This is a genomic window from Marichromatium purpuratum 984 (assembly GCF_000224005.2).
Classification (GTDB): Bacteria; Pseudomonadota; Gammaproteobacteria; order Chromatiales; family Chromatiaceae; genus Marichromatium; species Marichromatium purpuratum.
Genome location: NZ_CP007031.1, coordinates 3,531,244 through 3,545,317, shown reverse-complemented (window position 1 = coordinate 3,545,317; position 14,074 = coordinate 3,531,244). Strand labels below are relative to the sequence as shown.

The following is a 14,074-nucleotide window of genomic DNA, read 5'->3' as shown; positions in this document are numbered from 1 at the left end:
GCCTGGCTCAGGGCCGTGACGACGGTGACGGTCGCGGGCCGGGTCCGCCGGGCGCCGTCGCTGGTGCCGCGCCAGGCCGGGTGAAGTCGCGCAATGGTAGCCGATCGGCTCGGCCCTGTCGCTCGAGCAGGAGGTGGTCGGGGTGGATCGCCGAGACCGTCCAGTCGCCCAGTCGATCGCCGACCTCGACGCGCTGGCTGTCGCCGCCGTCGTCGGCGATGCGCACCCAGGCGGCGCGCTGACGGGGGGTGATCAGGACCGTGGTGAGGGTGAGGCGCTCGAGCGCGATCACCGCCCGGTGCTGTTCGGCGCTCGCCTGGACGGGGGCCGGGGGTGGGGGAGGGCGACGGTCGGGACGAAACAGCGGCCGTTCGAGTACCTCGGCATAGTGTGTCCGGGGCGGCGGCGCGAGCCTTGCGGCGAGCGGCTCGTCGGCGTGTTCGGTCGCCGTCGCCCGAGGGGCCGGGGTGGGCAGCGGCGCGCGCCAGTCGTGCCACTGCCAGACCAGGACCCCGCCGAGCAGGAGGCTGGCGATGAGCGCGGGGGCGCGGCTCATGGCTCCTCCCCGCGCACGAAGCCGAATACGTCGAGCCGCAGCATCAGCGCCCCCTCGGGTGCGGTGGCCAATGACGGGGTGGCGGCGCGACTGGCGCGCAGCCGCTGCTCCGGCTGTGCCGCCGAGCGCGCTGAGAGCCGCTCGACGAAGAGCAGGGGGCGGGCCTGTTCGATGCGGTAGAGGATCTCGAACAGGGTCGCGGTGGTGCCCTGGACCTGGGCGCGGACATGGAGGCGGGTGGGTGCCTCGGCATCCGCGCTGGTGGTCGGCAGCAGCTGGACGCTGATCAGTCGGCCGCGAGCGGCGGCGATGATCTGCTGGAGCTGGCGCTGCAGCTCGGCCCCGGCGATCGTCTCGGTGGCGGCCTGGACATAGAGCCCGGCGAGCGCGGGGTCGGTACGGACCCGCTCGAGTTCGTCGCGCAGCATCGGCAGGCCGGCGGCGATACGCTGATAGCGCCCGAGCCGGTCCTCGGCGCTGGCGATACGCGCATCGAGCGCGTCGAGTGTGAGCCACCAGGGCAGCAGCGTCAGCGCGAGCAGGCCGACCAGCAACGAGCCGGCGAGTCCCCAGACGAGCAGACAGTCGGTGCGCGCCCGGGTCATGGCCTAGGCTCCGCCGTCTCCAGCTGGAAGACGAGGTTGAAGCGCTCCTTGCCGTTGCGGTCGATCTGCACCACCGGCGAGCGGAATCGCACCGAGGAGATCCCGGGAGCGCCTTCGAGCAGGGCGATCAGCGCCGTGGCGCTTGCCGACTCACCGGTCAACTCGACCTGGCGACCGTCGAACTCCAGGCTCTGCACCCAGGTGTCGTCGGCGAGACGGGTGCTGAGCGCGCCGAGCAGTTCGAGCGCGCGGGGCTGGAGACGGCGCTGTTCGAGCGCGACGAGACTGCCCTGACGGGCCTGCTCGAGCGCCTGACGCACCCGGTCGGTCTCGAGCGCCTGGGCGCGCGCCGCCCCGAGCGCCTGTTCGAGTCGCGCGAGATGGGCATGACGCTGCCACAGCGGGGACGCCAGCGCTGCGATCAGCAGCGCCAGCGCGAGCAGTACGAGCCAGCCGTCGATCCCGAGTCGCGGTGGTCGACGACGAGGGCGGCGGCGCGGCGGGAGCAGGTTGGCACCGCGCCAGGCGCCGGCCCAGTCGATGCGCTCGACCGTGGCCCCGGCCCGCGCCAGCCGTGCGAGCCAGTCCTCGAGCGGCGCGCGTGGACAGAGCGCGAGTTCGACGCGGATGCGTGCGGCGCGCTTGGCTGTCGGCAGCAGCCGCGCATCGTAGAAGAGCTGGTCGGCGGGGAAGGGCGAGAGACGATCGAGTTCATGATGGAGCACCTCGCTCAGGCGCGGTCTGACCTGGGCGGGGAGCGAGAGTTCACGGCGCAGTATCGTCGTCTCGGGCAGGCGCAGCGTGGTGCGACGGCGGTGATCGGTGAGCGCCTCGGGGAGTCGCTCCTCGGTGTCCAGCGCGAGGGTGCCGACCGGTTCGCGGGTCTCGCCGCGCAGCTGCGTCAGCCGGGCCTGGGTCTCGTCGGGTTCGACCAGCAGCCTGCGGTTGCGATCGACGAGCGTCTGGCGCAGTCGTTCCGGCAGGCAGCGGGCGACCCGGACACGAGCGGGTTGGAGCCGCGCATCGAGTGCGTCGAGCCAGTGTGCCGCTGTGTGGTGGCGGGGCTCGCGGGTGTCGGTCTGGGCCATGAGGAGGGGACGATCCTGGTCGGTCTGGCGGTCGCGGCGGAGCAAGTGTAGATCGATTGCGTGGGCGGCGGCCAGCATGTGCGACCGCTGGTCGATGCCCCGGTCTTGACAATTGCGTGGGGTAGGTGTGCGTGGTATCCTCGCGCGTTTACTGAATTTTCCACAGCCCGAGCCGGGCCAGAAGGGTCAGCCATGAAAGAAGGAATCCACCCGGAATACGCCGAAGTCAAGGTGGTCTGCAGCTGCGGGAACGAATTTGCCACCCGCTCCACCCTGGGGAACGATGTCATGCAGGTCGAAGTCTGCTCCGCCTGCCATCCGTTCTACACCGGTAAGCAGAAGGTGATCGACACCGGCGGTCGCGTCGACAAGTTCCGTCGTCGTTACGCGCGCTGATCTCGCGCCGCACGCGTCGTCCCCGCTCCGCCGCGCCGCACCTCTCGTGTTGGCGCGGAGTTCCCCGCTCCTCACGCCCAGGTGTTCTGCGCGCCTGAGTCCGTGTGCGCCATCGTGCGTGCCGCCCCGATCTCCCCTCGCGATTTCAGCACGGTTCCCGCGTGGGTGCCGGCGCGATGTCGTGCGCGTGAACAGAACGCCCTGCGTTGGAGTCCATGCTGTTTGACTCGCGGGCCGGGCGCGAACATGATTGTTCGCTACGATCGCCCCAGTGGCGCCCTGATCAATGTTGTTTGTTGGAGACCAGCAGTGACCGATCCCGAGAGCTTCGCCCATCATGACGCGGACCTGAACAAGCAGGCGCTCGCCTATCATGCCGAACCGCGCCCCGGCAAGATCGGTATCGAGGTCACCAAGTCGGCCAGCACCCAGCATGAACTCTCGCTCGCCTACACCCCGGGCGTGGCCGAGCCGGTGCGCCACATCCACGACGATCCCGAGAACGCCTACCGCTACACCAACAAGGGCAACCTGGTGGCGGTGATCACCGACGGCAGCGCGGTGCTCGGCCTGGGCAAGGTCGGCGCACAGGCGAGCAAGCCGGTGATGGAGGGTAAGTCGGTGCTGTTCAAGCGCTTCGCCGACATCGACTGCTTCGACATCGAGGTCGAGGCCCGTCACCCCCAGGCCTTCATCGAGACCGTGGTGCGCATCGCCCCGACCTTCGGCGGCATCAACCTCGAGGATATCGCCGCGCCGCACTGCTTCGAGATCGAGCAGGCGCTGATCGAGCAGCTCGACATCCCGGTGTTCCACGACGACCAGCACGGCACCGCGATCATCATCGCCGCCGGTCTGCTCAACGCCCTCGAACTCCAGGGCAAGTCGCTTGCCGAGGCGCGCATCGTGGTGCTCGGCGCCGGTGCCGCGGGGATCGCAGCAATCCGTCTGCTGCTCGCCCTCGGCGCCCACCGCGACAACATCTTCGCCATCGATCGCCAGGGCGTGATCCACGTCGGGCGCCAGGACCTCAACCCCTACAAGTTCGGCATCGCCGCCGATACCGAGCGCCGCACCCTGGCCGACGCCATGGACGGGGCCGATGCCTTCATCGGCGTCTCGGGGCCGGATCTGGTCACCGCCGACATGCTCGCCTCGATGGCGCCGCGTCCGGTGGTCTTCGCGCTCTCCAACCCGGTGCCGGAGGTGCGTCCGGCGCTCGCCCGCGAGGTGCGCGACGACCTGATCATGGCCACCGGTCGCTCGGACTACCCGAACCAGATCAACAACGTCCTCGGCTTCCCCTTCATCTTCCGTGGCGCGCTCGACGTGCGTGCCTCGCGGATCAACGAGAACATGCAGATCGCTGCGGTCGAGGCGCTGCGCGCCATCACCCGCGAGCCGGTGCCGGCCGAGGTGCTCGCCGCCTACGAGGGGCTGGAGTCGCTGGAGTTCGGTCCGGACTACATCATCCCCAAACCCTTTGATCCGCGTCTGCGCGAGCGGGTGTCGGCCGCCGTGGCGCGCGCCGCCATCGAGAGCGGTGTCGCGCGTGCCCCGTATCCGGCGCACTATCCCGGCTGAACCCGCAGCGGGCGCGATCTCCGTCCCATCCATCCACTGAGCGGCGTGCCAGCCCCGAGAGGAGGCGCGCCGCTCACCGACGGGAGACAAGCGACGTGAACAAGATCAGCATCGTTGGTGGGGCCGGCCGCGTCGGCGAGACGACCGCGCAGATCCTGGCCGAACAGGAGCTGTGTCGGGAGGTGGCGCTGCTCGACGTGAACGAGGGCATGAGCGAGGGTGTGGCGCTCGACATCGTTCAGACCTCGCCCTTCTTCAAGTTCGACAGTCGGGTGGTCGGTAGCGACGACCCGAGCATCCTCGCCGGCTCCGACCTGGTGGTGATCACCGCCGGCCAGGCGCGCAAGCCGGGGATGTCGCGCTCGGACGTGCTCGAGGCCAACGTGCGGGTGATCGACGCGGTCACCGACGAGATCATGACCCACGCCCCGGATGCGATGGTCCTGGTCGTTTCCAATCCGGTCGACACCCTCACCTATCGCGTCGCCCAGCGCACTGGCTGGGACCGGCGGCGGATCTTCGGTCAGGCCGGAGTGCTCGACGCCTCGCGAATGGCCGGGTTCATCGCCCAGGAGACCGGCTTCTCGGTGCGCGATATCACCACCATGGTGCTCGGCGGCCATGGTGACACCATGGTGCCGGTGTCGCGCTTCTGCACCATCAACGGCATTCCCCTCAGTCACTTCCTTCCCGAGGAACGCATCGCGGCGATCATGGAGCGTACCCGCAAGGGTGGCGCGGAGATCCTCGCGTTGCGCAAGAACTCCAGCGCCTACGACGCCCCCGGCGCGGCGGTGGCGACGATGATCGACGCCATCGTGCGCAATCGGCGTCGGTTGCTGCCCTGTGTCGCCATCCTCGATGGCGAGTACGGTGAGCGCGAGATCGCCATGGGCGTGCCCTGCGTGCTCGGCTGGCAGGGCGTGGAGCAGGTCGTCGAACTCGACCTCGAACCGATCGAGCGCGCCGACTTCGACCGCTCGGCGGCCTCGGTGCGCGCCGATATCGAGCGATTGCGCGAGATCAGCTGAAGACCCCGGGCCGCGCACGCGGCCCTGCTTTTCGAACCGACCATTCGCGGACGTCCAGTCGGACTGCCGGGGCCGGCCCGAGCGCGGGCGGCCCCCTCGGGCGACACGCGAATCCACCCAACCATCCACCGGCCCCGCGACCAGGCGTCCCGGGACCGCTCAGGAGCGAGCCTATGGCGAACGATACCGTCACCATCAACAACAACGCGACCGGGGAGCAGTTCGAGTTCCCGTTGCGTCGTGGCACCGTGGGTCCGGCCGCGGCCGACATCTCCTCGCTCTACAAGGAGGCCGGGATCTTCACCTATGATCCCGGCTTCATGTCCACGGCCTCCTGCAACAGCGCCATCACCTACATCGACGGCGAGCAGGGCATCCTGCGTTATCGCGGCTATCCGATCGAGCAGCTCGCCACCAAGGCGAGTTTTCTCGAGGTCGCCTATCTGCTGCTCTACGGCGAGCTGCCCAAGGAACCGGAACTCGACGACTTCGAGGGTGTGATCACCCGCCACACCATGCTCAACGAGAACCTCAAGGACTTCTTCCAGGGGTTTCATCACGACGCCCACCCGATGGCCATCCTGGTCGGCGTGGTGGGCTCGCTCTCGGCCTTCTACCACGACTCGCTGAGCGTGCACGACGAGCGCCATCGCGAGATCTCTGCGCATCGGTTGATCGCCAAGGTGCCGACCATCGCCGCCGCCGCCTACAAGCACAGCATCGGCGAGCCGATCATGTATCCGCGCAACGACCTGCGCTACTGCGCCAACTTCCTGCGGATGATGTTCGCCACCCCGTGCGACGACTACGAGCCCGAGTTGATCGCCGAGAAGGCGCTCAACCTGTTGTTCATCCTCCACGCCGACCACGAGCAGAACGCCAGCACCTCGACCGTGCGCCTGGCCGGCAGCTCCGGGGCCAACCCCTTCGCCTGCGTCGCCGCCGGTATCGCCTCGCTGTGGGGGCCGGCCCACGGTGGCGCCAACGAGGCGGTGCTCGACATGCTGCTCGAGATCGGTGACGTCAAGGAGGTCCGGCGCTTCATGGAGAAGGCCAAGGACAAGGACGATCCCTTCCGCCTGATGGGCTTCGGCCACCGTGTCTACAAGAACTACGACCCGCGCGCCAAGATCATCCGCGAGGTCTGTCACCAGGTGCTTGAAGAGGTCGCCGACGTCAACAATCCGCTGTTCGAGCTGGCAATGGAACTCGAGGAGATCGCCCTCAACGACGACTACTTCGTCGAGCGCAAGCTCTATCCCAACGTCGACTTCTACTCCGGCATCATCTATCGCGCCCTCGGCATCCCGCGCAACATGTTCACGGTGATGTTCGCGGTGGCGCGTACCGTCGGCTGGGTGTCGCACTGGATGGAGATGATGTCCGATCCCGGCAACCGCATCGGTCGACCGCGTCAGATCTACTGCGGCCCGGACCAGCGCGACTACCTGCCGATCTCGCAGCGCTGAGCGCCCATCGCGCCCCGTCCCGCCGCCGGGGCTGGGGCGCGTGTCCATTCCGCCCTACAATAGCCTCCGATCCATCAACCCGAGCCTAGCGGCAACAAGCACATCATGTCCGACTCCGAGCGTTTCGCAGATCTCCTCCAACAGTTCGATCAGGCCAATCCGCAGTCCGTCAAGGGCGAGCCCAAGGTGGGCGAGCCGGTGAGCGGCACCCTGATCGCGATCGACGGCGAGTACGGCCTCGTCGACCTCGGCGCCAAGTCCGAGGGGCGTATCGAGCTGGCCGCCCACCGCGACGCCGAGGGCCAACTCAAGCTCGCGATCGGGGACCGCATCGAGAGTAAGGTCAGCGGCAAGGATCCCGAGAGCGGCATGCTGCTGCTCGGCACCCAGCACGGCCAGCGTTCCCACGGACTCGAGGAGGTCGAGCGCGCCTATCAGGCGGGGCAGCCGGTGCAGGGTCAGGTCAGCGGCGCGGTCAAGGGCGGGCTGGAGGTCCAGATCGCTGGGCTGCGCGGCTTCTGCCCCGCCTCCCAGGTCGATGTCCGCTTCGTCGAGGACCTCTCCGAGTTCGTCGGCCAGCGCCTCGACTTCCGCGTCACCAAGCTCGAGGGCGGGCGTCGGCCCAACCTGGTGTTGTCGCGCCGCGCGGTGCTTGAGGAGGCGCAGCGTATCCAGGCCGAGGAGACCCGCGCCAAGCTCGTCGAGGGCGCGGTGCTCAGCGGTACTGTCACCTCGCTCAAGGACTACGGCGCCTTCGTTGATCTCGGTGGCATCGAGGGCATGATTCATGTCAGCGAGTTGGCCTACGGCCACATCAAGCACCCCAACGAGGTGCTCACCCAGGGCCAGGTGGTCGAGGTCTCGGTGCTGCGCATCGAGCCGGCCACCGGGAAGCGGCGCGAGCGCATCGCGCTGTCGATCCGTGCGCTCGCGCGCGATCCCTGGTTGGAGGTCGCCGAGCGTCATCCGGCCGGCAGCCGGGTCAGCGGCAAGATCTCGCGGCTGCAGCCCTTCGGCGCCTTCGTCGCCATCGCCCCCGGGGTCGACGGCTTGATCCACATCAGCGAACTCGGCGCCGGGCGCCGGATCAACGACCCGAGCGAGGTGGTTAAGGTCGGCGACGAGGTTGAGGCGACGGTGATCGCGATCGATCGCGAGCGCAAGCGCATCAAGCTCTCGCTCGACGCTGAGCGCGCCGCCGAGGCGGTGGTCGACGCCAGCGCCTATGCGCCCAAGGCCCGCAAGGGGCAGGGCGAGGAGAAGGCCATCGGCAGCTTCGGTGAGCTGCTCAAGGCGCAGTTGCAGAAGGACTGAGGTCCGCAGCGGGCGCCGTCCGGCGCCCGTCGCCACGCACAACACCAACGAGAAGAGAGGGACCCATGCAACGTCGTGACTTCATCAAGGGGGTAGGCGTCGGTTCGCTGGCGCTCGGCGCAGCCGCCACCGGGGCGGCGCACGCCAAGGCCGAGTATCGCTGGAAGATGGTCACCACCTGGCCGAAGAACTTCCCCGGACTGGGCACCGGCGCCAACAAGCTCGCCGAGCTGATCGGCGAGATGAGCGGCGGGCGCATCGCGGTGCGCGTCTACGGCGCCGGCGAGCTGGTCCCCGCCTTCGAGGTGTTCGACGCCGTCTCGCGCGGCACCGCCGAGATGGGTCACGGCTCGGCCTACTACTGGAAGGGCAAGAGCGAGGCCGCGCAGTTCTTCTCCACCGTCCCCTTCGGCATGACCGCCCAGGAGATGAACGCCTGGATCTACTATGGCGGCGGACTCGAGCTGTGGCAGGAACTCTACGGCCAGTTCGGTCTGGTGCCAGCCCCGGCGGGCAACTCCGGGGTGCAGATGGCCGGCTGGTTCAACAAGGAGATCAACTCGGTCGACGACCTCAAGGGGCTGAAGATGCGCATCCCCGGTCTCGGCGGCGAGGTGCTGGCGCGCGCCGGCGGCACCCCGGTCAACCTCCCCGGCGGCGAGCTGTTCACCGCGCTGCAGAACGGCACCATCGACGCCACCGAGTGGGTCGGTCCCTACAACGATCTCGCCTTCGGACTCTACAAGGCCGCGCGTTACTACTACTACCCCGGCTGGCACGAGCCGGGCACCATCATGGAGGCGATGGTCAACCGCGAGGCCCTGGAATCCCTGCCCAAGGATCTGCAGGCGATCGTGATGAACGCCTGCAAGGTGATCAACCAGGACATGCTCGCCGAGTACACCGCGCGCAACCCGGTGGCGCTCTCGACCCTGGTCGACGAGCACGGCGTCGAGCTGCGTCGCCTGCCCGATGACGTCATCGCCAGGCTCCGTGGGCTGGCCGACGAGGTGGTCGCCGAGATCGCCGAGCGCGATGCCTTCTCCGCCAAGGTCTACAGCTCCTATCGCAAGTTCCTCGCCCAGGCCCGCGAGTGGAGCGCGATCTCCGAGCAGACCTACCTGCGCGCGCGCGACCAGGTGTGACCGGGCGTGCCGCCGGGGCCGGGGGCGGCGCGCCGCCCCTCGGGCTCTATATCCACCTGCCCTGGTGCGTGCGCAAGTGTCCCTACTGCGACTTCAACTCCCATCCCGTCGCCGGGGCCGCGCTCGGCGCCTATGTCGAGCGTCTGCTCGCCGACCTCGACTGCGTGCTCGCCGCCCCCGAGGCGCGTCGTCCGCTGGCCTCGATCTTCATCGGTGGCGGCACCCCCAGCCTGCTCCCCGGTCCCGTGCTGGCGCGCCTGCTCGACGGGGTGCGGGCGCGCCTGACGCTCGCCCCCGATGCCGAGGTCAGCCTCGAGGCCAACCCCGGCACCGCCGAGGCGCGGCGCTTCGCCGCCTATCGCGAGGCCGGGGTCAACCGGCTCTCGATCGGGGTGCAGAGCCTGGAGGCCGAGCGGCTCGTCGCGCTCGGGCGCATCCACTCCCCGGAGGAGGCGCGTGCGGCGGTGGCGATGGCGCGCGCAGCGGGCTTCGACGACCTCAACCTCGATCTGATGTTCGGCCTCCCCGGGCAGACCCCGGCGCTCGCGCGTGACGATCTCGAGGCGGCGCTCGCGCTCGAGCCCGAGCACCTCTCCTACTACCAGCTCAGTCTCGAACCCGGTAGCGCCTTCCACGACGATCCGCCGCCGCTGCCCGATCCCGATCTGGTGGCCGATATCGCCGAGTCCGGTCAGGCGCTGCTCGCCGCCGCCGGGCTGGTGCGCTACGAGGTCTCGGCCTACGCACGCGCGGGGCGGCGCTGTCGTCACAACCTCAACTACTGGCGCTTCGGCGACTATCTCGGCATCGGCGCCGGTGCCCACGCCAAGCTCTCGCGCTGGCGCGACGGACGGGTCGAGCGGGTGTGGCGCGAGGCGCGCCTGGCCGACCCCGAGGCCTATCTGGGGGCCGTGCCCGAGGCGCTGGTCGAGGAGCGGCGGGTGCTCGATGCCGATGACCAGGTGGTGGAGTTCGCGCTCAACGCGCTGCGGCTGGTCGAGGGCTTCGTGCCGACGGATTTCGTCCGCGCCACCGGGCTGCCGGCGACGCGCCTGGCCGCCCCGCTCGAACGCGCGCGCGCGCTGGGCCTGATCGAACCCGATCCCGCCCGGGTGGTGCCGAGCGCACGCGGGCGCGACTTTCTCGACGATCTGGTCGGGCTGTTCGTCGTCGGGGACGACTGAGCGGCGCTCAGGGCAGCAGGGTCGAGCCCGGCAGCAGGGTCTCGAACAGCTCCACCACCTCCAGGTTCATCGTCTCGAGCAGGCCGTCGAGCGCCGAATCGGCCAGCCCGAGCGCGCGCGCCTGAGCGTGCAACAGCTCGGCGTCGGGCTCGCGCCCCTCGAGCAGACACTCGCGCAGCTCGCAGGCAATACGCTCGGCCGCGCGCAGGATGGCGGCGTCGCGCGTCCGCTCTGCGGTGCTCGCGCGCTCCGGCTGGAGGCGGCAGGCGATCGGTTCGCGGATCGACTCGGGGAAGTGCCAGTGGGCGAGCAGCGCCGCGCTCACCGCGTCGGCATCGAAGCCGAACTCGGCGCGTTCGGCCTCGGCGAGCGTCGCGCCCTTGGCATCGATCTGCTCGAGTACCCGCAGATAGCGCTCGGGAGCGCGCGCGAAGAACACCAGCTGGCCCAGCCCGTGCAGCAGCCCGATGATGAACAGCCGCTCGCCGTCGTGCCTGCCGCCGCGCAGCGCGAGCTGGCGCGCAGCGATCGCGCAGGCGATGGCATGGAGCCAGAAGCGCTCCATGCTCACCCGCTCCGGCGGCAGCCCCTTGAACATCTCCACCGCGCAGGTGGCGAACACCAGATCGCGCAGTGCGCGATAGCCGATCAGCCCGATCGCCTGACCGACCGTCTCCACCGCCTGTACCTGACTGCGCTCGGCGCTGTTGACCAGTCGCAGCAGCCGCGCCGAGAGTGCAGGGTCGCAGCGCATCACCTCGGCGAGATCGGCGGGGGTGGTCTCGGGCTGGTCGATCAACTGATTGAGCCGCAGCGCGACCTCGGGCAGGGAGAACAGGGTGTCGATATCGCGGACCAGGGTATCGGGATGCATGTGACTCGGCTCCGGCTGCGGTGACGGATGCGCGCGCTCGACACGGTGTCGGGCACGCCTGCGCTGCTCAGGCCCCAGCTCGCGCGCACTCCGGCTCGAGCGGCGCTGCCCGCACCGGGCGCGTGGTGGAACCCTCGGCCCAAACATACTGGATGCGTCGGGGCTGTGGTAGGGATCCGGCGCTCGATGTCAGCCGCCGGCGAGACGGCGATAGAGCGCGAGATACTGGTCCATGATCACCGCACGCCCGAACTCGCGCTCGACCCGCTCGCGCCCGCGCGCCACCAGCGCCGCGCGCAGGGTCGCGTCGCCGAGGGTCTCGCGGATGCCGGTGGCGAGCGCCGCGGCGTCGGCGCAGGGCACGCACCAGGCGTCCTCGCCGTGACGGGTCAGCTCGCGCGCGCCGCGGAACTCGGCGGTGACCAGCGGGCGCTCCCAGCTCCAGGCCTCGAGGATGACATTGCCCAGGGTCTCGGCCTCGAGCGAGGGGAAGACCACCAGATCGGCCAGTTGCAGATAGGGTCGGGGATCGCGCTGCCAGCCGGCCCAGACGATGCGTTGCGCCTGACCGAGCTGGCGCGCCTGGGCGTGCAGCGGCTCGGCCAGCGGGCCGTCGCCGACCATCACCAGACGCAGCGGTCGTCCGGCGATGTGCTCGGGCAGCGCCGCGAGCGCCGCGAGCAGATGGGCCTGCCCCTTGACCGGGACGAAGCGCCCGAGCGTGACCAGCACCCAGGCGTCGTCGGGGATGGCGTGGCGCGCGCGCAGCGCCGCGACCGTGTCGGCTGCGACCGGCACCGCCGGGTCGGCGAAGTTGTAGATGTGATGGACGCGGTCGGCGGGCAGCTCCTGGCGCACCATCCAGTCGCACAGCCCGCGGGTGTTGCCGATCCAGCCGTGGGCGTGGCGATAGGGCGAGAGCTTGTAGTAGCCGCCGAGTCGGGCGAGATGGATGGGGCCGCCGCGCGGCGAGAGTCGCGTCAGTCGGGTGGCGCGCCCCATGTAGGTCTGCACGATCTCGGGGCGGCGCTGCGCGATCAGCCGCGAGACGGCATGGCGCGAATAGGGGTCCCAGGTGGTGAGGAAGGGCAGGCGGTGACAGGCCAGGGCGCCGAGCGGGTGGCCGTCGAGCGCGCTGTCGCGGCGGATCGCCAGCTCGGCCGGCGCACCGCGCTCGGCGAGCGCCTCGGCGAAGCGGATGAACCAACGCTCGGCGCCACCGAGCGCCTTGCTGGCGACGATCTGCAGACTACTGGGGTCGGACATGCGGAATTCCTGGGGTCGAATCGGCTCGGACCGCGAGCGCAAGGGAAGGATTGAACCGCAAAGCCACAAAGGACGCGAAGGGATCGAAAGTGCGCCTTTGCTCGGTGTTCAGCACGCCTTCATGCCTGATCGCGGTCTTTGCGGGTCGATGGTTGTTCGGTAAAGACGCCGAGCCCAGCGGCGATCCCGCCGCGTGCTCGTCGTCTTCTCGCAGCCGTCATGGTTTGCGGGACTGGCGACTGGAGGCTGGGGGCCGGTCGCTGTCGGCCCTCGCGCCTGCCCCTGAGCCTTGCCGTGACGCTTGATCCAGGCGCCAAGTCCACGAAGCCGCTCATCCCTTTGCGCACTTCGCGCCTTTGCGGTTGCCATCTTCACGGTCGCCGGGCTTTTCAGGCACGTCTGATACCGGCGCGAAGTGCACAAAGACGCTCATTCCTTTGTGTTCTTCGCGTCTTTGCGGTTGTGATCTCCCGCGCGCTCGGCGAGCAGTTCGCGGTAGACGGCGAGGTTGCCCTCGACCATGCCGTCGATGGAGAAGTCGCGGCGCATCAGCGCCTGACCGCCGGCACCGAGCGCGCGGCGGCGCCCCGGGTCGGCGAGCAGGGCGCTGATCGCCGTGGCCAGCGTCTCGGCGTCGCCCGGCTCGACCAGCACCCCGTTCTCGCCGTCGCGCACCGCCTCGGGGATGCCGCCGGCACGGCTGGCGACGATCGGTACCCCGGCGCTGGCCGCCTGCAGCAGCGAGACCCCCAACCCCTCCATCAGCGCCGGGTGCACCACCAGGTCGAGACAGGGGAGGATCTCGGCGAGGTCGTCGCGGAAGCCGCACAGATGGACCCGGCCCTGCAGCCCCAGCGCGTCGATACGCTCGGCCAGCGCCGCCGCCTCCGGTCCCTGACCGAAGCAACAAAGGTGCAGCCGGGGGTGGCGCGCGATCAGCGCGGGCAGGGTCTCGAGCAGGATCGCGTGGCCCTTGCGTCGGATCAGCTGGGCGATCACCCCGACCATCAGCGCGTCGGCGGGCAACCCGAGCCGCGCGGTGATCAGCGCCCGCGCGCAGGGTCCGGCGTAGGGCGTGGGGTCGATCGCGCTGCGCACCACGCGCAGTCTGTCGGCCGCCAGCCCCTCATCGCGCAGCACCCGGGCGATGCCCTCGGAGATGGCCACCACGCGGTCGTGCAGCCGGTACTTGAGCGCCACCAGCCAGCGTGGCTCGGGGTTGTCGACGCGACGGGTGTGGATCACCGGCGCCCCGCGCAGCCGCGCGGCGATGCCGCCCATGACGTCGGCGCCGATGCGGCTGTGCAGGTGCACCAGGTCGGGCCGGACGCGGGCGATCAGCCGCGCCAGCCGCGCGGCCATCAGCAGGTCGGCGTCGCCGTGCATCGGCATGTCGTGGACCTCGGCCACCGGGGCCGCGGCCCGGGCCAGGTCGCAGCCGCGCGGACAGGCGAGCAGGTTGTGATGACCGCGCGCGTGCAGCCCGCGCAGCAGGTGCAGCACCTGGAAGGCGCCGCCGTAGAGATGACGCCCGCCCTCGACGTGGAGGATGCGCAATGTCC

The 14,074-nt window shown here is 69.9% G+C and carries 13 protein-coding genes; 7 read left to right on the top strand and 6 right to left on the bottom strand.

The window, feature by feature from the left end; genetic code table 11:
* Window positions 1-7: 7 nt before the first annotated feature.
* Genes MARPU_RS15385 through MARPU_RS15375 form a run of 3 tightly spaced genes read right to left on the bottom strand, consistent with a single transcriptional unit; the run spans window position 8 to window position 2,249 of the window.
* Window positions 8-556 carry a type II secretion system protein N gene (locus tag MARPU_RS15385; protein ID WP_005222929.1) on the bottom strand — a complete coding sequence of 183 codons (549 nt, stop codon included), beginning with the start codon at window positions 554-556 and terminating at the stop codon, window positions 8-10.
* The gene (gspM, locus tag MARPU_RS15380; protein ID WP_005222927.1) at window positions 553-1,161 is read right to left on the bottom strand and encodes a type II secretion system protein GspM; all 609 of its coding nucleotides are present in this window, start codon (window positions 1,159-1,161) and stop codon (window positions 553-555) included. The genes MARPU_RS15385 and gspM overlap by 4 nt, the downstream gene beginning before the upstream one ends.
* Complete coding sequence (locus MARPU_RS15375) at window positions 1,158-2,249, bottom strand: PilN domain-containing protein (protein ID WP_198015482.1); 1,092 nt, start codon at window positions 2,247-2,249, stop codon at window positions 1,158-1,160. The genes gspM and MARPU_RS15375 overlap by 4 nt, the downstream gene beginning before the upstream one ends.
* A 192-nt stretch (window positions 2,250-2,441) precedes the next feature.
* On the opposite strand from MARPU_RS15375, the gene rpmE reads away from it, so the two are divergent.
* The 7 genes from rpmE (at window position 2,442) to hemW (ending at window position 10,372) form a co-directional block, all read left to right on the top strand.
* Window positions 2,442-2,645, top strand: coding sequence for a 50S ribosomal protein L31 (gene rpmE, locus MARPU_RS15370; RefSeq protein WP_005222923.1), 204 nt, complete (start codon window positions 2,442-2,444; stop codon window positions 2,643-2,645).
* Window positions 2,646-2,954: 309 nt separating this feature from the next.
* Window positions 2,955-4,229, top strand: coding sequence for a malic enzyme-like NAD(P)-binding protein (locus MARPU_RS15365; RefSeq protein ID WP_005222922.1), 1,275 nt, complete (start codon window positions 2,955-2,957; stop codon window positions 4,227-4,229).
* A gap of 95 nt (window positions 4,230-4,324) precedes the next feature.
* The gene (mdh, locus tag MARPU_RS15360) at window positions 4,325-5,260 is read left to right on the top strand and encodes a malate dehydrogenase (protein WP_005222920.1); all 936 of its coding nucleotides are present in this window, start codon (window positions 4,325-4,327) and stop codon (window positions 5,258-5,260) included.
* 173 nt (window positions 5,261-5,433) lie between these two features.
* A complete protein-coding gene (locus tag MARPU_RS15355; RefSeq protein ID WP_005222919.1) occupies window positions 5,434-6,729 on the top strand; it encodes a citrate synthase in 1,296 nt (431 codons plus the stop codon).
* A 105-nt stretch (window positions 6,730-6,834) separates the two neighbouring features.
* A complete protein-coding gene (locus tag MARPU_RS15350) occupies window positions 6,835-8,043 on the top strand; it encodes a 30S ribosomal protein S1 (RefSeq protein WP_005222916.1) in 1,209 nt (402 codons plus the stop codon).
* A 65-nt stretch (window positions 8,044-8,108) separates the two neighbouring features.
* The gene (locus MARPU_RS15345) at window positions 8,109-9,188 is read left to right on the top strand and encodes a TRAP transporter substrate-binding protein (RefSeq protein WP_005222914.1); all 1,080 of its coding nucleotides are present in this window, start codon (window positions 8,109-8,111) and stop codon (window positions 9,186-9,188) included.
* Entirely contained in the window at window positions 9,185-10,372 is a 1,188-nt protein-coding gene (gene hemW, locus MARPU_RS15340; RefSeq protein ID WP_005222912.1) for a radical SAM family heme chaperone HemW, read from the top strand. The genes MARPU_RS15345 and hemW overlap by 4 nt, the downstream gene beginning before the upstream one ends.
* 7 nt (window positions 10,373-10,379) lie before the next feature.
* On the opposite strand, the gene MARPU_RS15335 is transcribed toward hemW, so the two are convergent.
* The 3 genes from MARPU_RS15335 to MARPU_RS15325 form a co-directional block, all read right to left on the bottom strand.
* Window positions 10,380-11,246 carry an HDOD domain-containing protein gene (locus MARPU_RS15335; protein WP_005222910.1) on the bottom strand — a complete coding sequence of 289 codons (867 nt, stop codon included), beginning with the start codon at window positions 11,244-11,246 and terminating at the stop codon, window positions 10,380-10,382.
* 189 nt (window positions 11,247-11,435) lie between these two features.
* On the bottom strand, window positions 11,436-12,512 hold the full coding sequence (locus MARPU_RS15330; RefSeq protein ID WP_005222908.1) for a glycosyltransferase: 1,077 nt from the start codon (window positions 12,510-12,512) through the stop codon (window positions 11,436-11,438).
* 429 nt (window positions 12,513-12,941) lie between these two features.
* Window positions 12,942-14,069: a glycosyltransferase gene (locus MARPU_RS15325; protein WP_025275395.1), complete on the bottom strand. Its 1,128-nt coding sequence runs from the start codon at window positions 14,067-14,069 to the stop codon at window positions 12,942-12,944.
* Between the last annotated feature and the right edge of the window lie 5 nt (window positions 14,070-14,074).

Excerpts from the sequence above, each read along its gene's own strand:
- MARPU_RS15385 (WP_005222929.1), bottom strand. The coding sequence starts at position 556 with ATGAGCCGCGCCCCCGCGCTCATCGCCAGCCTCCTGCTCGGCGGGGTC.
- gspM (WP_005222927.1), bottom strand. The coding sequence starts at position 1,161 with ATGACCCGGGCGCGCACCGACTGTCTGCTCGTCTGGGGACTCGCCGGC.
- MARPU_RS15375 (WP_198015482.1), bottom strand. The coding sequence starts at position 2,249 with ATGGCCCAGACCGACACCCGCGAGCCCCGCCACCACACAGCGGCACAC.
- rpmE (WP_005222923.1), top strand. The coding sequence starts at position 2,442 with ATGAAAGAAGGAATCCACCCGGAATACGCCGAAGTCAAGGTGGTCTGC.
- MARPU_RS15355 (WP_005222919.1), top strand. The coding sequence starts at position 5,434 with ATGGCGAACGATACCGTCACCATCAACAACAACGCGACCGGGGAGCAG.
- MARPU_RS15350 (WP_005222916.1), top strand. The coding sequence starts at position 6,835 with ATGTCCGACTCCGAGCGTTTCGCAGATCTCCTCCAACAGTTCGATCAG.
- MARPU_RS15345 (WP_005222914.1), top strand. The coding sequence starts at position 8,109 with ATGCAACGTCGTGACTTCATCAAGGGGGTAGGCGTCGGTTCGCTGGCG.
- MARPU_RS15335 (WP_005222910.1), bottom strand. The coding sequence starts at position 11,246 with ATGCATCCCGATACCCTGGTCCGCGATATCGACACCCTGTTCTCCCTG.
- MARPU_RS15330 (WP_005222908.1), bottom strand. The coding sequence starts at position 12,512 with ATGTCCGACCCCAGTAGTCTGCAGATCGTCGCCAGCAAGGCGCTCGGT.